Origin of the sequence: Thermoflexus sp. (assembly GCF_042408365.1) — a bacterium.
Lineage (GTDB): Bacteria > Chloroflexota > Anaerolineae > Thermoflexales > Thermoflexaceae > Thermoflexus.
Map to the genome: position 1 here is coordinate 1 of NZ_JBHOQJ010000145.1, position 20,142 is coordinate 20,142.

The 20,142-nt window shown below is 65.2% G+C and carries 19 protein-coding genes; all 19 read right to left on the bottom strand.

Going from position 1 to position 20,142, the window contains the following annotated elements; genetic code table 11:
* Positions 1–67 precede the first annotated feature (67 nt).
* A complete protein-coding gene (locus ACFMO5_RS06710) occupies positions 68–955 on the bottom strand; it encodes a carbohydrate ABC transporter permease (RefSeq protein ID WP_376791983.1) in 888 nt (295 codons plus the stop codon).
* Position 956: 1 nt separating this feature from the next.
* Positions 957–1,835: a carbohydrate ABC transporter permease gene (locus tag ACFMO5_RS06715; RefSeq protein ID WP_376791984.1), complete on the bottom strand. Its 879-nt coding sequence runs from the start codon at positions 1,833–1,835 to the stop codon at positions 957–959.
* 86 nt (positions 1,836–1,921) lie between these two features.
* A complete protein-coding gene (locus tag ACFMO5_RS06720) occupies positions 1,922–3,226 on the bottom strand; it encodes an ABC transporter substrate-binding protein (RefSeq protein ID WP_376791985.1) in 1,305 nt (434 codons plus the stop codon).
* A gap of 12 nt (positions 3,227–3,238) precedes the next feature.
* Positions 3,239–5,350: a hypothetical protein gene (locus ACFMO5_RS06725; RefSeq protein ID WP_376791986.1), complete on the bottom strand. Its 2,112-nt coding sequence runs from the start codon at positions 5,348–5,350 to the stop codon at positions 3,239–3,241.
* Between the two features lie 92 nt (positions 5,351–5,442).
* A complete protein-coding gene (locus ACFMO5_RS06730; protein WP_376791987.1) occupies positions 5,443–6,438 on the bottom strand; it encodes a LacI family DNA-binding transcriptional regulator in 996 nt (331 codons plus the stop codon).
* 150 nt (positions 6,439–6,588) lie between these two features.
* Positions 6,589–7,074 (bottom strand): (2Fe-2S)-binding protein, encoded by a 486-nt coding sequence (locus tag ACFMO5_RS06735; RefSeq protein WP_376791988.1) that lies wholly within the window; start codon positions 7,072–7,074, stop codon positions 6,589–6,591.
* A complete protein-coding gene (locus ACFMO5_RS06740; protein WP_376791989.1) occupies positions 7,064–9,295 on the bottom strand; it encodes a xanthine dehydrogenase family protein molybdopterin-binding subunit in 2,232 nt (743 codons plus the stop codon). Before ACFMO5_RS06740 ends, ACFMO5_RS06735 begins: the two co-directional genes overlap by 11 nt.
* Positions 9,258–10,139 (bottom strand): FAD binding domain-containing protein, encoded by an 882-nt coding sequence (locus ACFMO5_RS06745; protein WP_376791990.1) that lies wholly within the window; start codon positions 10,137–10,139, stop codon positions 9,258–9,260. Before ACFMO5_RS06745 ends, ACFMO5_RS06740 begins: the two co-directional genes overlap by 38 nt.
* On the bottom strand, positions 10,129–10,584 hold the full coding sequence (locus ACFMO5_RS06750) for a CoxG family protein (protein WP_376791991.1): 456 nt from the start codon (positions 10,582–10,584) through the stop codon (positions 10,129–10,131). The genes ACFMO5_RS06745 and ACFMO5_RS06750 overlap by 11 nt, the downstream gene beginning before the upstream one ends.
* Before the next feature lie 114 nt (positions 10,585–10,698).
* Complete coding sequence (locus tag ACFMO5_RS06755; protein ID WP_376791992.1) at positions 10,699–11,040, bottom strand: cupin domain-containing protein; 342 nt, start codon at positions 11,038–11,040, stop codon at positions 10,699–10,701.
* Between the two features lie 43 nt (positions 11,041–11,083).
* On the bottom strand, positions 11,084–12,289 hold the full coding sequence (locus ACFMO5_RS06760; RefSeq protein ID WP_376791993.1) for a M24 family metallopeptidase: 1,206 nt from the start codon (positions 12,287–12,289) through the stop codon (positions 11,084–11,086).
* A 143-nt stretch (positions 12,290–12,432) separates the two neighbouring features.
* On the bottom strand, positions 12,433–13,503 hold the full coding sequence (locus ACFMO5_RS06765) for an alpha/beta hydrolase family protein (protein ID WP_376791994.1): 1,071 nt from the start codon (positions 13,501–13,503) through the stop codon (positions 12,433–12,435).
* A 37-nt stretch (positions 13,504–13,540) separates the two neighbouring features.
* Entirely contained in the window at positions 13,541–15,136 is a 1,596-nt protein-coding gene (locus ACFMO5_RS06770; protein ID WP_376791995.1) for a phytoene desaturase family protein, read from the bottom strand.
* Between the two features lie 111 nt (positions 15,137–15,247).
* Entirely contained in the window at positions 15,248–15,622 is a 375-nt protein-coding gene (locus ACFMO5_RS06775) for a cupin domain-containing protein (protein ID WP_376791996.1), read from the bottom strand.
* Between the two features lies 1 nt (position 15,623).
* Positions 15,624–16,616, bottom strand: coding sequence for an amidohydrolase family protein (locus ACFMO5_RS06780; protein WP_376791997.1), 993 nt, complete (start codon positions 16,614–16,616; stop codon positions 15,624–15,626).
* 159 nt (positions 16,617–16,775) lie between these two features.
* Entirely contained in the window at positions 16,776–17,777 is a 1,002-nt protein-coding gene (locus ACFMO5_RS06785) for a branched-chain amino acid ABC transporter permease (protein WP_376791998.1), read from the bottom strand.
* 1 nt (position 17,778) lies between these two features.
* Complete coding sequence (locus tag ACFMO5_RS06790; RefSeq protein WP_376791999.1) at positions 17,779–18,651, bottom strand: branched-chain amino acid ABC transporter permease; 873 nt, start codon at positions 18,649–18,651, stop codon at positions 17,779–17,781.
* Entirely contained in the window at positions 18,648–19,391 is a 744-nt protein-coding gene (locus ACFMO5_RS06795; protein ID WP_376792000.1) for an ABC transporter ATP-binding protein, read from the bottom strand. Before ACFMO5_RS06795 ends, ACFMO5_RS06790 begins: the two co-directional genes overlap by 4 nt.
* Positions 19,391–20,142, bottom strand: a 752-nt coding sequence (locus tag ACFMO5_RS06800; protein ID WP_376792001.1) for an ABC transporter ATP-binding protein, incomplete at its 5' end; no start/stop codon positions are given. The genes ACFMO5_RS06800 and ACFMO5_RS06795, both read right to left, overlap by 1 nt.

A 20,142-nucleotide genomic window follows, 5' to 3' on the forward strand; every position in this document is an offset into this window, starting at 1 on the left:
TTAAAAAAAATTTTTGGGGGGTTGGGCACCGCCTATGGTGCCCCCAAACCCCCTAAAGCCCCCTGCCCTACCCCTCGCGCAGGCCGGTGAGGGCGATGCCGCGGGTGAAGTAGCCCTGGAACAGGAAGAAGAGCAGCAAGATGGGGACGCTGTTGAACATGGAGCCGGCCAGGACCACCGAGTAAACCGTGTAGTATTCCCCCTTGAACCAGCTCAGGCCCAGCGGAAGGGTGAACTTCTCCGGGGAGTTCAGCACGATCAACGGCCACATGAAGGCGTTCCATTCCCCCTGGAAGGTGAAGAGCGCCAGAGTGAGCAGGGCCGGCCGGCTGAGGGGCAGGACGATGCGGAAGAAGATGGTGAACCATCCCGCCCCATCGATCATGGCCGCCTCCTCCAGCTCCCGGGGGAGGTTCTTGTAGAACTGGGCCATCATGAAGACCCCGAAGGCCCCCGCGATCCCCGGCACGATCAGCGCGGCCAGGCTGTCCAACAGCCGCATCTGGCGGATGATCAGGAAGTTCGGGATCAAGGTGACCTGGCCGGGGATCATCATCGTGATCAGCATCGCCCAGAAGAGCAGATCCCGCCCTGGGAAGCGCAGGCGGGCGAAGGCGTAGCCCCCCATGGCGCAGAAGAGGGTGCGGACCACCGCGAGCAGCCCGGCGACGAGGGCGCTGTTCACCATCCAGCGGGGGAACAGGTGCCGAAACTCGGTGACCACCTTCAGGTAGTTCTCTAAGGTGAAGGGGAGCGGCAGGAAGAAAGGCGGTTCGTAAAGGTGGGTAAGGGGCTTCAGGGAGAAGATCACGGTCAGGAAAAAGGGGGCAACGGCGATGACCGACCACCCGATCAGCACCCCATAGAAGAGCGGCTTCTTGATCCGATCCCACCAGGCGAATTCGTCCCGGTACCGAACCGCGGGTTTGGCGGGGGCGACAGCTTCCACGGCCATCTCACACCTCCGTCGGGCGCTCGATCAGGCGGCGCTGGATCACGGTGACGATCAAGATCATCCCGGCCAGCACGAAGGCGACGGCGGAGGCCCGCCCCATAAAGGGCGTGGTGCTTTGGAACGCCCACTTGTAGATCAGGTAAGCGATGGTGGTGGTGGAGTCCAGCGGCCCTCCCGCCGTCATCACGTAGATCTGGTCGAACACCTGGAAGCAGCCGATGACCCCCATCGTGACGACGAAGAAGATCACCGGCCGCAGCAACGGGATGGTGATGTGGCGGAGCATCTGCCAGCGGTTGGCCCCGTCGATCATTGCCGCCTCGTAGTAAGTGACGGGGATGTCCTGGAGGCCGGCCAGGAAGATCACCATCATGGTCCCGGTGGTCGCCCAGATGTTGACGATCATAATCGTGGGTAGGGCGAACGTGGGGCTGGTCAGCCAGTCGATCGAGAGCCCCAGGAGCTGGTTGATCACCCCCGTTTTCTTGAACAGCCAGAGGAAGATCAAGCTGATCACCACGGAGGACGTCACGGAGGGCACATAGAACAGGGTGCGGAAGAAGCGGCGGAACTTGATCTCCTGATCCAGGGCAAAGGCCAGGAGCAGGCTGATGACGGTCTGGATCGGGACCACGACCGCCACATATTTGAGGGTGTTGGGAACGGCTTTGGTGAGGAACAGGGTGTCCCGGAGCAGGTACAGATAGTTCCCTAGCCCGACCCACCGCGGGGGGCTGAACAGATCGAAATAGGTGAATGAAAGATAAAGGGCGTAGGCGATGGAGAAGACGTTGAAGACCAGGAAAACGAACAGGTAGGGCGAAAGCAGGATGTAGGCGGCGATCCACTCCTCCAGCTGACGGCGCCGGATCCCCATCATCGCCACTGGCCTCCCTCAGCCTCAAGGGCGATAAGAAAAAGTGTGGGGGATAGGCGATGGACCGCCTATCCCCCACACCGTGCGCGCTACTGCTGCTCCTTCAGGGCCTTGCGGACCTCCTCGGCGGCCTGCTTGAAACTGGCCTCCACATCCTGGCCCTCGAGATAGATCCGCTCCAGGGCCTTGCCCATCTGCTCGTTCACCACATCGCCCCGCAGGCCCCACATGAAGGGCGTGCCGAACTCCGCACCCTTGAAGATGACCAGGGATTCGGGGTGGGTCTTGAAGTATTCATGCTCGGTGAGCTTGGCGCGGGAGGGCAACGCGAAGCCGGTGGAGAGCACGACCGTCTGGCTCTCCTCGCTGGTCAGGCAGTCGATGGTCTTCCAAGCGGCCTCCGGGTTCTTGCTGTTCTTGGAGATCACGTAGGCCACGGTGAAGATCAGGTTCCCCCGCCCCTTGGGACCCTTCGGCGGGAAGGTGGCCCCCCACTTCAGGGTCGGGAACTGCTCCCGCAGGTAGGGGATCAGCCAGCCGCCCTCGAAGACCATCGCCAGCTTCCCCTGGCCGAAGCCCGTCCCTTGCCAATCCACCCCCACATCGGCCGGGATAGCCCCGATCTTCTCCGCCCGGAAGGAGGTGTAGAACTTCGCCGCCTCGATCACCTCCGGGCTATCCAGGGTGGTGTCCTTGAAGTCGGGCGTCATGATGCGGCCGCCGTTCTGGAAGACGAAGATCGGGAAGCGGCCCGGATCCGGCGGAACGCCCAGGCCGTAGATGCCCTTGGCGGGATCCGAAAGCCGGCGGGCGGCGTTCTTCAGATCATCCCATGTCCAGTTCTCGTTCGGCTCTGGGATCCCTGCCTGGGCGAAGAGGTCCTTGTTGTAGAACAGGGCCAGGGTGTTGAAGTCCTTGGGGATGCCGTAGACCTTGCCGTCGGGCCCGGTGAAGGCATCGATCAGGGTCTTGATGAAATCCTCCTTCTTCACCCCGGATTTCGCCATGTAGTCATCCAGGGGGACCAGGACGCCCTTGGAGACGAAGAAGGGGAACTGGAAGATGTCCATATAGTAGATGTCTGGCTCCTCACCGGAGGCGACCAGCGTCTTGATCTTGGCCCAATAGTCCCCGGTGATCGGTTCGTACTTAACAGTGATGTCCGGGTTCTTCAACGAGCACCGGTACAGCAGGGACTCCAGCAGGGCCGTCTCCTGCGGGTTGGCCGCCCAACCGGAGAGCCGCACGGTGACCTTCGGCTTCTCCACCTCCTTCACAACTTCCTTGGTGACCTCGACCACCTCCCGCGTCACAACGGGAGTGGGAGTGGCCGCCGGGGCGCAAGCGGAAAGCCCCAGAGCCAGCACGGCGAGCAGGAGCAAGAACCGCTTCATGGCAGCCTCCTTTCAGGATATGGTGAGTTGGATCCGTTGCACCTCACCTGGCGCAACGGAAAGCTCCCTTTCCGTCAAGCCGATCTGTAAACGCACCGGGATGATCTCCGCCGTCGGATTGCGCAGGATCACCTCCAGGTGGTTCCGCCGACGGTCCCATTCGCCGGAGAGCAACAGGCCGTGGGCGCGCCAGTTCTCCCAGGCGCCGCGCTCCCAGGAGGCCGGCAAACTCACCCCAATCCGGATCCGGTCCTCTCGGGTCTGGACCACCAAATGGTGTAAGGCGGTGCAGAGGGCGCCGTGGGCGGTTCCGAAATACTGCATGTTCCATCGCCCTTCATCGTCGACTGTCTCCGCGATCCCGCCGTGGGCGGAGAAAGCCGGCCGGATCTCCCGCAACGTCTGCCAGGCGCCCTCCCCATCGCCCTGCCACGCCTGAAGGGTGGCCAGGAGGGCGGCGGCCCACGGGAAGCCCCACTCGCTGTTCCCGTGGCCCACCATGCGGCCGGCGTAGCGCTTTCGATACGCCCGCACGGTCTGGATCGCCCGCGGGTCCTCCGGCGGGATCACCTCCATCGGATAGATCGGGGCCAAGCTGCTGATGTTGAGATGGTCCTCCTCCTCGGAGGCCTGGAAGTAGCGGCCGTTATAGAGACGGTCCAGGGTGTGGCGCAAACCGGCAACAGCCCGGGCGCTTTGCTGGACCAGGCCGTTCTCCCGGCCCAGCCGCGAGGCCGCCTGAACGTAGCGCTCCAGCAGCCGGATGGTCCCGGCGAGGGTGATCCCCTCATTGCGCACCCGCACCGGCCGCTCGTCCACCCCGACCACCGGGCGGATCTCGAAGCCGCGGGGCGTCTCCTCCACCACCGCGTGTAGGAAAAAGCGCGCCAGACCTTCCAGGAGCGGGAAGATTTGTTCCAGAACCCGGCGGTCGCGGGTGAAGGCATATTGCTGGAACAGCATGTTGGCGTAGGCCGCGTTGTTGTGCACTTGCTCCTTCTGATGGACCCAGATCCCATAGGCGGGCTCGCCGCGATGGGTCAGCTCCCAATCCCATTTCAAACCCGGCGCATCGAAGTCCTCCCGGGCGTGGCGTTCCGCGGCCTCCCGGGTGCGCAGGAAGAAGCCGATCGCCGCCTCGCCCTCCGCCACATGGTTGGCCTCGAGGAGCGCCCGGTGAATGAAATAAGCGTCCCAGAACAGGTGAGAGGACCAAGTCAATCGCAGGTTGCCCACCGGGAGCCCCCCCGAAACGGGGTTCTGGGTGGCCTTGAACAGGTAACGGCTGGTCCGATAAACTCGATCGAACACCGGATCCGGGATCTCGAAGCGGGAGGCAGCGAAGTAAGCCTGCCAGAACGCCCGTGTGCGCGCGTGCAGGACCTCCGGCCCCTCAGCCATCGCCCGAGGGATCACCTCCAAGTCCAGGGGGCCTGCGTAGTCATCAGCGATCGCAAAGTAATGCGTGAAGATGGTCCCCTCCCCTTCCAGCCACCAAACCTTCCCGTCCCGACCCCATCGCTGGGCCTCCGCCAACGCCACTTCGATAAAGCCCCGGTAGGGGCCCAGCTGGTAAAAGGCCGCCGGTCGTTCCTCCAGAAAGGTGAGCGCATCGAAGGGATCGGTCTCATGGTCCTCCTCGCGCCAGACCCCAGGGGCCGCGCGGACCCGCAGGCGGACCGGGCGGTTGAAGCGGTAGCGGATCACCAAGAGCGGGCGGTCTGGACACAGAAAGGTCGTCACCTCCGCGCGGGCCACCCCCCAATCCACCGTCGTAAAGACCGTTCCCTCTTCGGGAACAAACACTTGGGAGAATCCCTGAACATGCCCGATTTGGCCCTCCACCTCCACCTCGTAGGCGGTGTAGCCCAACGGGGCCAGCTCCGCCCATGGCTTCCCAGGCTTCGGCAGCGCCTCCCCGAAGGGCGGGTAGCGCAGCGGAACCACGCCCATCAACCGGTCCTCTGGGTAGTAGCGATCGGATTTGTACCATTGACAGCGGTCGAGATAAGGATGCCAGCCGTTGGGCGGACGGTCCGGGACCATCGCCCCGGTGTAGCCGATGAGCACTGCATCATGACCGTTTCCCAGGAACACGTGATAGTAATCCCGCGGCAGCTGCATGGATGGCTCCGATTTTGAATCGTTTCAGCCCTTTTGCGAACAATATTGGAATGAAGATGGCTTTTCCTCTGCCTCCGGTCTCCGCTCCCGTGTCAGGCGGATTCCCGCTGAATCAGGATCGGTCGGATCAGGGTCGGTGGGGGTGTTTCACCATTCACAGCGGCCAGCCAGGTGCGGATCAGGGCTTCGCCGATCTGATCCATGGGCTGGCGGAGCGTGGTGAGGGGCGGATGGGCCTGAGCGGCCATTGGGATGTCGTCGAAGCCGACCACCGCCACATCCCGGCCGGGGGTCCGTCCGGCCTCATGGAGGGCGCGCATCGCCCCGAGGGCCATCAGGTCGGTGGCGGCGATGAGGGCGGTGAAGGGGATCCCTTCGGCCAGCAGCGCCCGGGCCGCCTCGTATCCAGCCTCCATCGTCGGGCGGGTGGTCCGGACCAGCGTGTCGTCGAAGGGGAGACCTGCATCGGCCAAGCCGGCGCGGTAGCCCTGGAACCGATGATGGGCGAAGGTCAACGAGAGCGGGGGGCTCAGGTAGGCGATCCGGCGGTGTCCCTTCCCCACCAGGTAAGCCACAGCCTCCCGAATGCCGGCGGTCCCATCGACGTCCACCCAGGGGAACGTGCCGTCCTCTTCAATGCGTCCGAAGGCGACGAAGGGGATCCCCGCGGCCTGCAGGTGAGGGATGCGGGGGTCCTGGCGTTGGAGATCGATCAGGAGGAAGCCATCCACCCGCCGTCCCTTGTACAGACGGTCGATCAGGCGCAGATCAGCGACAGGGTTCCGACAGGTGGCGATGAGGAGGTCCAGGTGATGGACCGCGCAGGCGTCCCCCAGGGCGTGGATCAATTCGAGGAAGAAGGGGTCGCTGAGGCGGCGTTCGCCCGTGGGGAGGATCAGGCCGACGGTGTCCGTGCGACGGCGTTTCAACTGGCGGGCCCCGGCGTGGGGATGATACCCTAGTTCCGCGATGGCCCGCAGCACCCGTTCCCGGGTCTCTGGGCGCACCAGCCCGGGGTTATTCAGGACATAGGATACCGTGGCCGGGGAAACCCCCGCCCGCCGCGCGACGTCCCGGATCGTGGTCATCCCGCCCTCCGGGTGCTTCCTGCCCAGCCTGACCCAAGAATTGAATCGTTTCAATCCCAGAATAATAAGAATTGGGGAAGTTGTCAAGAGGGACAGTTACCAAGAGGTCGCTGTTACTCCCAGGGCATGACCATCCAAACGGCTCAGGGGTCATACCCAGGGCGGTTCGCGGTTCCGAGCGGCCGCCCGGGCCGCCTTCAGAATGTTCCGGTAGCTCCCGCAGCGGCAAAGGTTCCCAGACAGGTATTCCCACAAGGATTCTTCATCTTGCCCCGACGTTTGCTCCAGCCAGGCGACAACGGTCAGGATGAAGCCCGGGGTGCAATAGGCGCATTGGAAGGCGAAGTGCTCCACAAAGGCCCGTTGTACCGGATGCAGAGCGCCGTTTCCCCCCAAACCCTCCACGGTCACAATCGGCTGGCCGTGGACCTGGGAGACCAGCAACAGGCAGCTGCTGACCGGCCGCCCGCCCATGAGCACGGTGCACGCCCCGCACACCCCAATTCCGCATCCCTCCCGCACGCTTGTCAGCCCCAGGTCCGCGCGCAGCACATCGAGAAGCCGGCGCGCGGGTTCCGCTTCCACCACGTGGATTTGGCCGTTAACTTGCAGCGCGAACCGTTCCCTATTCGCCATGAAGCCCCCTCCAGATCTTCTCCGGCGTGATGGGGAGATCGCGAATGCGGACCCCAACGGCGTCGAAGATGGCGTTGGCGATCGCGGGGGCCACGGGCGGCAGTGTCATCTCGCCGAGCCCGTGGATGCTTCCCTCTGGTGACTCCAAAAGCATGCTCTCCAAGACCTCTGGCAGATCCCGGAGCGAGGGGATCTGGTAATCGGACATGTTGGCGTTCACCGGCTGGCCTTGATCGAAAAGGATCTGCTCCATCAGGGCTTGGCCCAGTCCGAAGACCACATTGCCCTCGTTCTGGAGGGTGGCCAGCGCCGGGTTGATCACGCGCCCCGCATAAGCCGCTGCGCAGTAGCGCAAGATCCGCACCTTCCCTGTTTCGATGTCCACTTCGACCTCACAAGCCCCAGCGCCCTGATGCCAGTGTGGGGAGGCAATCCCCTGACCGGTCTCAGGATCCAGGCCACCTTGCGTCTCGAACACGCCATGGGCCTCCAGGGCTTCGAGGCCATGCCGGCGCAAGACCTCCTCCCAGGCGATCCAGGCCCCCGGCCGTCCCTGCAGCGTCACCCCCGCTCCCTGGAGGATCAACTCCTCCGGGTCTGCCTCCAGGAGAGGAGCAGCCCTTCGGCGCATTTCCTCTTTCAATCGGGCCGCCGCCTCCCGGATGGCCGCGCCCATCATGCTGGTCGATCGGCTGGCGCTGGTGGTGGCGTCGTAGGGAACCCGGTCGGTGTCCGGCTCGATCACCTGAACCCGTTCCAGTGGGATCCCGGTCTCCGCCGCGGCGATCTGGGCCAGGGCGGTATGGGCCCCCTGCCCCATCTCCACCGTCCCGGTATGGAGCTCCAGCACGCCGTCCGCCCGCAAGACCAGCCGGCACTCGGAGCGGGAGCGTGGAAGGGTGCTCTTCATCATCACCGCCAGCCCGCGCCCCCGTCGCCGAACCCCCTCCCCTTTTTCGTACGGCTGATCCCATCCCAGGTGATGCGCGGCGGCCTCGAGGCATTCCGAGAAGAAGGCCTCCTCGATCACCTCCCCGGTGCAAAACCGATCGCCCGGACGCAGGAGGCTCCGCCGGCGCAGCTCCAGCGGATCCATCCCCAGCTCGTGGGCGATGGTGTCCATATGCGATTCATAAGCCCATGCCCCCTCGAAGCTCATCGTCCCGCGGAAGGGCCCAGCGGGGGGCAGGTTCGTATAAACCCCATAGGCGTCCACATGAACGGCCGGGATCCGATAAGGGCCGACCACCCGCACGAGGCCGGCGCCGCGAAGGAGCCGCGGGGTGATGTCCGAGTAGGCCCCCGCCCCCCAATACGCTTCCACCTGGCGCGCGGTGAGGGTGCCATCGCGCCGGACCCCCGTCCGAATGCGGATGCAAGCGGCATGCCGGGTGAGGGTAACGAATTCCTCGGAGCGTTCCAAGATCAGCCGCACCGGACGGCCGCCCACTTTCCAGGCCAAGGCGGCGGCCAGGGGCTCCAGGCGCACGTACCCTTTGCCGCCGTATCCCCCGCCCAGAGGCGGGACGATGACACGCACGGCCTCCCGCGGCAGCCCAAAGAGCTCCGCCAGCGTCTCCTGGACCGCGAAAGGCGCCTGGGTGGCGCTCCATACGGTGAGACGGCCATCGGCCCATTGCGCGATAACCCCGTGGGGCTCCAGGGCGGCGTGACACGCGGGTGGGGTGGTGTAGGTCTCCTCCACAATGAGGTCCGCCGCTGCGAACCCCGCCTCTAGATCGCCGTGGCGTAAGCGGGTGTGAAGGAAGACATTGCCCGGACAATCCTCATGCACCTGCGGGGCCTCAGGTTTCGTCGCTGCGAGCGGGTCGAACACGGCGGGGAGCTCCTCGTACTCCACCTCGATGGCCTGCGCTGCTTCCTCCGCTGCCTCCGGTGTCTGGGCGGCAATGGCAGCCACTGGCTCCCCCACGTAGCGAACGCGATCGCGGGCAACGACCGGTTGATCCTTTCGATCGACCCCGTAGAAGAGGCGCGGAGCCCCCGGTCGGTTGAAATCCTCCGCGGTGAGGATAGCCACCACGCCGGGGATCCGCAAAGCGGGCCGCGGATCCAGGCGTCGGATCCGGGCGTGGGGGAAGGGGCTGCGCACCACCTTCGCCATTAGCATCCCTGGCAACCGCAGGTCGGCGAGGTAGGCAACCGTTCCCTGTACCCGTGCCTCAGCATCCCGCATCGGCACCGAACGACCGATGGCCATCCCGTACCTCCTCAAGGGCCCTTCGCACGTGGACCTCAATCATGCGCTTGCGGTAGGCAGCGGTCCCCCGCAGGTCGTTTAACGTTTCGATCTGATCCGCGTAGCCCTGGGCGATGGCCCGGATCACCGCCTCGGTGAGGGGTCGCCCAACGGCCAGTCGCTCGACCCCCGGCCGGCGCTGGGGCGTCTCGCAAGCGGCCCCCACGGCGATCCGCAGCTCCCGACAGATCCTATCCTCAAAGGCCACCAAGGCCGCCACGCCGAGACACGGGCGATCCTCAGCGGACCGGGTACGGAACTTGAGATAAGTCATCCGGGATCCCGGCGGCGGGAACGGGATCCGGACGGCGGTGATCAGCTCTCCTGGCTCCAGAGCGGTGGTGTAAGGGCCGCGGAAGAACTCCGCGATGGGGATCTCCCGCGGGCCGTTGGGCCCGTGCACTTCGAGGATCGCCTCCAGGGCCATTAAGGCGATGGGTGGATCCGAAGCGTAATCCGCCTCCGCCAGGTTGCCCCCCAGCGTGGCCTGGTTGCGGATCCGGATGTTCCCCACCTCCCTGCAGGCCAAGGCCAGCACCGGTAAGCGTTCGCGGATGTGGGGAGAACGGGCCAGCTCTTGAAGGCGGACCATAGCCCCAATCCGGACCTCTCTCTCCTCGAACCGGAGGCCGTACAGCTCCGGCACCTCTTCCAGACAAACCAGGACCCGGGGGGCGATCAGGCGGTGGTGGAGCAGCAGCACCAGGGCTGTGCCCCCAGCCAGGGGACGGGCTTCCTCTCCGTAGGTGGCCAACGCGGCCAGGGCATCGGACAGGGTGACAGGGTGCAGAACCTCAGGGCGCATGGGGCGACTCCAAAGCCTCTTGCAGGCGTTGAGCGAACGCGTGGATCATCCGGCGGGCGGTCGCTTCCAGGACGGCGCTCCCGAATTGGGCGAGCCGCCCCCGCAGGGTGAGATCGATCTCGCAGGCAAGGCGCGTTCCCTCCGCGGCCGGCTCGAGGGTGCCCAGGAAGGCGGCTTTCACCCAGGACGCCGATGCCCCATCCTGTCCTTCCATCTCCGCCTCCAAGCGCGCCGGGGGCTCCCGCTGGATGATGCGAACCACCCCCTCGAACCGCGCGCTGATCGGCCCGATCCGCACCGCCAGCCGGCCCCGGTAACGATCCGGGCCGGTTTCCTCCACCGCCTCCACCCCAGGCACATACGTGGCCAAGCGTGGCACGTCTTCCAGGAAAGCCCAGACCCGCTCCACCGGCGCGCGCACGGTGAACGCCTCACGGATCACCACCGCCACCTCCACATGTTCTCAGGATATCTTTGAACGTCATAGCTTATCCAAACATGCTCCCGAGCGCGTGAAGCTCCCCTGCCTGGCCGGCCGAGGGTCATCCGATCGGCCATCTTAACTCTCCCTCCCTTCCCAGACGGCCCCGTACAGAATCTCCAGCCCCTCCTCGCCCGCCTGAACCCGATAGCGATCGCCCGGCTCCAGCCAGACGACCGTCTCGGGGGCCAGCGGCCACGCGCGGCCGTTGACCCATAACGTCCCCTCGCCGCCCGCGACGTAGAGGAAGCCCTCGGCCTCCCCATGGCCCTGCTCCGGGCTCCATGCGCCTGGCTCCAGCGCCCATCGGCACAGACGGACGTTCCCAACGCCGGCTTCGGTGAGGTCAACCAGGATCGTTTCCTCGCAACCCTCGATCGCTCGCTTCGGCATCGTCTCCACCTCGATCCGCGTTGACATGGGAGGGAACCTCCTGAGAGGGAATCAGAAGCAGGTGAACGTTTCAGATCCGCACGATCAACGGCTCGAAGGGAACTTGGTGCAGGGAAACGGCGCCCTCTTCGCGGATCAACGTGAGCGCTCCCAGCTGGAGCCCCATCCGTTCATCCGGCGTGATCGGGTTGGGTTGGATGACAATGACCATGTTCCGCTCAAAACGCTGCCCTTCCGGGGCCGGATGGGTTTCGTCCCAAGGCCAGTATTGCGCGCAGGAGCGATCGATCAAGGGCGGCGTGATGTCGATCCCGAAGCCGTGGAGCAGGTCATCGTAGATCGTGTAGCCAGCCTCCCCGATGACGGAAGCCGCCCGAACCGCGTCCCTTTCGCAGGCGCCGGGACGGAGCGCCGTCGCGATCCGACGATAGGCGTCCAGGGCCACCTCGAACAGCCGCTGCCACGCCGGGGAGGGATCAGCGCCGACGAACAGTGGACGATGGATCTGCCCGGAATATCCTCCATAGGAGGCGCTGATCTCCGTGAGCACTACATCGCCGCACTCGATAATCCGCCCGATTGGGTTCTGGGCCGGCGCGCACCCGTTCGCCTGATCCATTGGCATGGCCCGGATGTAGGTCACGTGGGGTGTGCCCCCCTGCCCTCGGAAGGCGCTCTCGGCGATCTCCACCAGGGCGTAATCCGGGATCCCCGGCCGGATCTTCTCCCACAGCACATAGATCGCCTGGTCGGTGAGCGCCGCCGCCCGACGCAATCGGGCGATCTCTTCTTCGGATTTCACCTCCCGTAGCCGAATGAACTCCGCCGTCACATCCACGAGCTCCAGATGCGGCAACGACTCCTGGAGATGCAGATAGTGCGTGTAAGGCATGCTGATCCCGAATTTCGCATTGACTCCCACCAGCCCTAGGCGCCCTCGGGTGAGGCCGAAGCGCTGCAAATGCTCGACGATCCGTGCAGAGGGGTGATAGCCTCCCCATTCCACCCGGCGCACGAAGCTCACCTCCCGGGCGCTCGCCACATGGTTGGCCAGGCCCACCCAGAGGACGGGCTCGATCTCCTCATCGAGAGGAGCGAAGAGATAACAGTGATGCCAGTCCATGTAGTCGGTGAGCCAGAACACGTTTGCCTGGTTATGGCGGTGGACGCCGGAGTTGCCGTGGATCAGCAGGCCGATCAACTCGTGGCGCCGCATGAGGTCGCGGGCCAGCCGCCAGCGACGGTTCATCTCGGCTTCGGAGAACGGTTCCACCATCGCGCCATCCCTCCACAAAAGCTCGGATGGCATTTCGGGACATGCGGATTTCGCCAGCGAGGTCAACTGTTTTAATGCGCCCTTCACAGCTCCCCGTGGGCCGCGAGCGCACAACCCCCAATTGGGGGTTCGGAGCGGAGCCTCTATCCATCCCTTGGATCGGTGAGGCGCTCCTTGATCCAATCGGCTGCCAGCGGCCGGTATTTATAGGGGATGTTGTTGCAAACGTGGTTCCCCTCCGGATACATCACCAGGGTCCCGTTGGGCAGCTCAGCGACCGTCTGCTCCGCCTGCGTCCAGGGGATCAAGCGATCCTGCTGGCCGAAGATCACCAAGGCGGGCTGGCGCACTTGGTGAAGGATGCCGCGCACGGTGAGCGTCGCCGCCCGGCGCTGGCCCTCCGCCTCATCGCGCGCGCCGGCGTGATGGATAAACGTCTCCTTCGTTAGGGCGGGTAGCCCGGGCCAGCAGGCGCCGAAGTCGTAGGGGCCGCCGATGGCGACGACCGCCCGGATACGCGGCTCGAAGGCGGCGCTCCGCAGGGCGTAGTAACCACCCAGGCTGATCCCCACAACCCCTACCCGCTCCAGGTCCAAGTCGGAACGGTTAGCCAGGGTGTCCAGGGCCGCCCGGACGGCGACCTCGTAATCCGGGCGGATCCGGGTGGTCTCCCGCGCCTCGCCCTGGCCGGGCCCGTCCAGGGAGAAAGTGGCCATGCCCCGAACCAGAAACACCTCCTCCCAGTGGAAGAACTCCTCCTTAGCTGAGTCCAGGCCGGGGAGCAGCAGCACCAGGGGAGGGCGCTCACCATTGCGGGGCCGGCGCAGGTTTCCGACCAGCCGCGTCCCCTCAAAGGGGATCTCCACCCGCTCAGCGGTGGGATCCAGATGGCGATGGGCCGCGTAGAGAGCCTCGATCGCGCGCTGGTGGGCTGCGCGTCGCCTCTCGAGATCGACCAGCCAGAGAAACTGGGCGAAATGGTAGCAGAGGGCCGCCCGCACATAGGCCTCCCCAGCCGTTCGGCTCCGGCCTCGGGCCTCGGCCTCCCGGGCGAGGGCCTCGTGCATGTGGGCGGTTTCACACCAAGCCTCCAGCCACTGCCCCCACCGCTCGATGCGGGCGGTGGTGCGGAGGAAATCGTTCACATCCACCCCTTGGGCCACGAAACGGGGCATCCAGTGTTCAATGGCTGCCTGAACCCGCGGATCCGGCATGCGCTTCCTCCTCGACACGGATGGCCTGCTGGCCGGGCTACCGGGACGGCGGAGTTTTTAAGATGGCCTCCGCGGGCATCCCCAGGTCGTCCAGGAGCACCCAGGCCGCGTTCCGGCCGGGGCCGGCGGTGACGGAGCCGCCGGGATGGGTGGTCGCTCCGGTCTGATAGAGGCCGGGGATCGGCATGCGATGGGAGGCCCAGCCGGGGACCGGACGCATTTCGTCCGATTGGGCGGGCGAGAGATCCCCCCCGTGGCAGGTCCCATGCCAGTTGTGAGGGTTGCGCCGCTCCAGATCCAGCGGGCTCTCGACGTAGCGGCCGATGATGAGCTCCTCCCGCAGGTTAGGAGCGAAGCGACAGAGGTAATCGAACAGCTGCTGGGCCACTTCCTCCTTGATCGTATCCCATCGAGAGGGCCCTCCATCTGCGAGTTCATAGGGAAGGAACGAGACGACCTTCAGGGTGTGGCCGCCCTCCGGCGCCCGGCTCCGGTCGACCACGGAGGGAGTGAGAACGAGCAGAACGGGCGTGTCCAAGTGCAGTTGCCCTCGCTGGAAGTCGCTCATCAGGCGGAGGAGGTTATCCACAGATCCCGCGATCCCTGCCGTGGCCACAGGGACCCGCTCGCCGTTCAGGGGGTAGAGAGGAGGTTCCCGTAGGGCGTAGTGGGCGACGAACATCGTGAAGCCTGCCTGCCACTGGGCGACGCCCCGGCGGAACTCCTCCCCCCACGCCGATGCAGGAGCCATCTCCACCAGGTGCTTGATGTGGATGGAAGAGACCACCGCATGGCGGGCCCGATAGGTATGGCCGGCCGCTGTCCGCACCCCGACGCAGCGCCCCCCTTCGATCAAGAGCTCCGTCACCCACTCGCCAGTCCGGATCTCCCCCCCATGCTCCCGGATGAAGGTAGCCAGGGCGGCCGGCAACGTGCCCGCCCCGCCCGCGGGCAGGGTCCAGGAATTGGCTTGGCGGCCGTGGGGCAACGCATACGCCAGGCGCCCGGTGTACGGCCGATCCACTGGCTGCAGGGTCATGAAGGCCAGCCAGAGCATGAACGCCCGCACGTGATCATCCTCGAAGTACTCCTGGATCACCTCCAGGGCACTCTGTCGATAGCGGCGCTTCCAGTAGCCCCCATTCGGCCGCTCCGCCAGCCGCTCCTCTAAGGATGGGCCGTAGCCGATGGGGGTGTAGCGGTGGTTGTTGAAAATCTCCTTCACCTGATCGTATTCGGCGAGCAGCTCCAGGTAGGCCTCGGCGTCCCGGCGGGAGAACCGGGCGATCTCGGCGGCGGTGCGCTGTCGATCCCGCCACATGGTCAGGCTGGTCCCATCATCGAACGGCATGGTGACGACGGGATCCGGGTGCAGAAAGCGAAGGCGCCGCCGCAGGTCCAGCTCATCATTGCGGATCGTGGGGCTGCTCTGGAAGAGCTCGAAGGCGGTGGCGCACGGGTCATGCCGGAATCCGGGCACCGTCAGCTCCTCGGTGGTGGTGTCGCCGCCGAGGACCTCGCGCCCCTCCACGACCAGCACCCGCAGCCCCGCCTTGGCGAGGTAGGCCGCACAGGCGAGCCCGTTGTGCCCGCCCCCGGCCACCACCACGTCGAACGCCACGACCTCGCCCATCGCGCCCCCCTTATCGGAGAAGGTCTCACCCGGATCGGGAATGTGCCTCCCTCTCTGTCTCCCCGAATGCGCCCCAACGCGGCCTGAACCTCAGGCCGTGCACGCCCACGTTCACTGGTCATCGGTGATCCAGACGGTTTCCTTAGGAGGCGGCACCCACAGCTCCACGAAGGCGAAATCCGCATCCGTGTCGTTCTCGAACCAGTGGACTTCCCCAGGACCGACGATCGCGACCTCCCCCCGGGAGAGCCGGACGGTCTCCGTCCCGGTGTGGAGGAGCCCGCAGCCATCCAACACCCAGAACAAATGAAGGCAATCGGTGTGGTAGTGCTTCGCGGACGTGTCGCCGGGATGATAGCGAATACGGTCGGCCCGCAGGCGTTTCGCGCCTACCGGCCCATGCTCGGTGATCAGATCCAGACGGTCCCGGGTGTCCCGGGTGGACGTCCAGTGCGTCAACTGTTCCTTTGGAAGCACTTTGGCCATGTCATCCCTCCAGGCGGAACAGGCGTGCTGCGTTCCTCCCCAGGATGGCTTCCTCCTGCTCCCGGGACAGGCCCAGACTTCGGATGAAGGCCACCGGCTCCTCTAGGCCCATGTCGAAGGGGGAATCGGATCCCAACAGAACGCGGTCCGCTCCAGCGAAGGCGATCAGTGCCCGCAGCACATCTGGGTCATGGGTGAGAGCATCGAAGTAGAACCGGCGGAGCGAGACTTCGGGGGCCTCCTGAAGCCTCTGGCGGGCCTCGGGCCGCTGTTGCCACGCCCGGTGGAGCCGGCCCTTCAAGCTGAGCAAAGCGCCCCCACCATGAGCGAGCACGATCTTCAAACGGGGATGGCGCTCCAACACCCCAGCCATCACCAGATGGGCGGCGGCGATGGCGGTCTCCAGCGGATTGCCCACCGCGTTCCAGAGGTAGTAATCCTGGAGCGCCGGGGACGAAAGGTCCCGCGTGGTCGGATGAATGAAAACCACGGCCCCCAGCGCCTCGGCGGCGGCCCAGAACGGCTCCCAGCGGTCATGGCCTAAGGGCTCCCCCCGCACCTGAGCGGGGAGTTCCACGCCGACCATCCCGGGCTCCCGCAGCAGGGCCTCCAGCTCCTGGGCCGCGCGCTCCGGATTGTGGAGCGGAACAAACCCCAGCGCCCGCAGGCGGTCCGGAGATCGTTGGACCTCCCGGGCCAGCGCCTCGTTGACGATACGTGCGACCCGCAGCGCCTCCTCCGGTCCGCCCTCATCCCGCAGCAGGGCGATCCAGGGCGAAAGCACGGTGATCTGAATACCCGCCGCTGCCTGAGCCTCCAGGATGGCCTCGAGGTCGACGAAAGGGCGGACGATAGAGGTGAGCAGCCGTCCGCCGACCTCGACTCGCTCTCGCCCCCCATCCCGGACCACCCGGGGGCGCCAGGTTTCATGGGGGGCCGCCTCCTGCGTGAGCTCGCGGACGAGGATATGGGCGTGGACATCGATGACCTTCATATGGCTCGCCACCCTAATCTGATCAAACAGTCAGCAGGAGCGCGTTGGTCCAGATAAGTGGAAATCATCGCAAAGAGCGGGCGTCGCGGTTCACGTTCTGGGAAATGACAAATCCCATCGTGGGAAGCATCGCCCCTGGGATCCCTATCGCAACTCTTACTAATCCCAATCCAGCAAGCGGGGGAGGCGCCCTCGTTCCCGCAACGCGCCGATGATGCCTCCAGGGAAGAAGAGCACGATCAGGATCATCAGGAGGCCAGTTGCCGTGATGTTCAACTCTGTTGAGCCGAGCTGGTTCACGACCAACTCGTCCAAGCCGATTCGCAAAGCAGCCCCTAGAACCGGACCGGCCACAGTCCCGCGGCCACCGACCAAGTTGATGAGCACCAAATCCGCTGCAGCCCCAATGGTCAGGAAGATCGTCGGCCGGAGGTAGGTCTGGTGGTAGCCCCACAGCGCGCCGCAAACCCCAGCGAAGAAGGCGCTGATCGCGAAGGCGATGATCTTACACATACTGGTGTGGACCCCTGCGACCTCAGCCTTGACCTCATCCATCGCGATCGCCCGCAGGAAGAGCCCGAGCTTGGAATGCCGGATTCGGTAGGAGGTCCACACGGCGGCCAAGGCGGTGGCCAACATTCCGTAGTAGAAAGGGATCTTGTAGAACCGATAAGGCCAGCCGATCATCGGCAGGCTGAGCCCGTTCGACCCCCCAACCCATTCCCAGTTGTCCAGGACCAGGCGGGCGAGGAGGAGGAGGGCGATGGTGGAGATCACAAAGGCCGGGCCGCGGGTCCGCAGCGTGATCAGCCCGATGACCAGCCCGAAAAGGGTTGCCATCAGCCCCGCCAAAGGGGCGGTCCAGAAGGGGGACCAGCCGCGGTAAACCAGGAGGACTCCTGAGAAATAGGCCCCGAGCGCGAAGAAGACCGGATGACCTAGGGAGGTATAGCCCGCGTAGCCGCCGATGATGTTCCACCCCGAGGCCAGTGCGATATACATAAAAATGACAGTAAGCACATGTAGAACATAATTGTAGCCGTCGGTGATCACCTGCACGATCGGGAGGAGGAGAAGCCCCACCGTCAGGCCTGCAAGGATAAGGGATCGGGCCTCGACCTGGGATGAGGTTGTGGCTCGGGTCTGATCCAGCAATGCCATCTCATCCCTCCTTCCGCCCGAGGAGCCCCTGGGGCCGCAGCAACAGCACCAGGAAGAGCGCTGCGTAGAAAGTGGCTGGTGACCACGTGGGGCCCAGGGCTGAGCTCACGTACACGGAGGCCACTGCCAGCACCATGGCGCCGACCACTGTCCCAATCAGGCTCCCCATCCCCCCCAGCACCACCAAGGAGAGCAGGCTGGCGATCCACTGCCAGTGCTTGCCCGGGAAGAAGGGAGAGAGGAAGCTGAGTAGGGACCCCGAGATCCCCGCCGAGGCCATCCCCAGCCCGAAGGCGAGGGCGGAGATCCCCTCCACGTCGACCCCAACAATCTGGGCCGCGGTCCGGTTCTGCATCGTCGCCCGGATCGCCCGCCCGACCCGGGTGCGCTGCAGGAAGAGCCATAAGGTCAGCAGCATCCCAAGGCTTACCCCCGTGGCATACATCTGGCCCTCCGGAATGTAGAACGAACCCAGGCTGAGGGACCGGGTCGCGTATGCGGGATTGGCCGCCCGATAGATCCCGGTCCACCAGGCTCCCATCAGGCCCTCCACCCCCAGGGCCAAGCCAAAGGAGAGCAGAAGCGTGGCCTCGGTGTAGCGGGGGCGGCCCGCCAGAGGAACGAACAGCGTCCGGTAAAGGAGGATCCCGATGGCGAAAAACAGCGGCCCGTTGATGAAAATGGACAACAAGGGATCGAGGTGGAGGATCCGGAAAGCCCAGTAAGCCACATAGGCCCCTAAGACCATGAAGGCCGCGTGGGCTAGGTTGAGGATCCGCATCACCCCGTAGGTCAAGGAGACACCGATGGCCATCAGGGCGTACACGCCCCCCAGAGCCAGTCCCAGGATCAAGACCTGAAGCCCTTGGCTCATGCACGCACCTCCGGGTTCGCCAAGGCCAACCGGCCGAGATACAGCTCTTGCAATCGGGGATCCCGGATCACCTCCGGAGCCGGTCCTTCGAAGGAGAGACGTCCCATGTCCAGCACGTAGCCCCAATCGGCGTAGGCGAGGCCTTTACGCACATTCTGTTCGACAATGATGATGGTGATCCCGCGTTCCTTAAGATGGCGGATGGCCTCGAAGATCCGATCGACAACCAGAGGGGCCAGGCCCAGGCTGGGCTCGTCCAGCATCATCACCCGGGGCTGGATCATCAAGCCCCGCGCGATGGCCACCATCTGCTGCTCGCCGCCTGACAAGGCGCCAGCCCGTTGATCGAGCTTCCGCTGGATCTCTGGGAAGAGGGCGAGGACTTCCTCCATCCGCCGGGATATCTGGCGTCGATCCCGCTCGATGTAGGCCCCCATCAGCAGGTTCTCTCGCACCGTCATATCGGGGAAGAGGCAGCGGTCTTGGGGGATCAGGCAGGCGCCGAGCGCCAGGATTTGATCCGGCCGCATCCCGGAGATCACTTTCCCATCCAGGAGCACCCGTCCCGAGCGGAGGCGGAGCAGCCCAGCGATAACCCGGAGCAGAGTGGATTTGCCGGCGCCGTTCGGGCCGATCAAGCAGTGGATTAAGCCGGCCTCGAAACGAACGGAGATCCCGTTCAGGATGTCCGGCCCCATGCCGTAGCCGGCGGTGATTTTCTCCAGTTCCAGGATCACCATCATGCGGCTCCTAGATAAGCGTCGAGCACCCGAGGATCCCGCTGGATCGCCTCGGGGGGGCCTTGACGAAGCACTTCCCCATGGGCCATCACCACGACCTGCTGGCTGAGGTTCATCACCACGTCCATGTTGTGCTCGATAATGAGGAATGTCATGCCAGCCTGGTTCAGCCGCTGGATGCGCTCCAGGATCTCCTCCAGCAATGCGGGGTTCACGCCAGCCGCGGGCTCGTCCAACATGACCAGCTGGGGATCCGCCATCAGCGCCCCCGCGAGCTCGAGAAGCTTCTTCTGACCGTAAGACAGCTTCCCGGCCTTCTCGCGGGCCATGGCGGCCAGGCCGACGAACTCCAGGAGCGCCATGGCCCGCTCCGCCTCGTGTCGGAGGATGCTTTCCCGGACGAGCCCCGCGAGTCCGTCCCGCGCGGCGTGCACCACCACATTTTCCAGGACGGTTAGCTCGGCCAGCTCCCGGCTGATCTGGAACGTCCGCGCGATGCCCAGCCGGGTGATCCGGTGGGGCGGCAGGCCCGTGATGTCCCGGCCCTGGAAGTAGATCCGTCCGGAGGTAGGCCGGAGCAGTCCAGTGATCAGGTTGAAGACGGTAGTCTTCCCCGCCCCATTGGGCCCGATCAACGCGGTGATGCTCCCCGGCTCGACGGTGAAGGAGCAGCGGTTCACCGCCCGCAGGCCTCCGAAATCCTTAGTTAGATCGCGGACCTCCAGCAACGCCATCGCCTCCCTCCGAATCC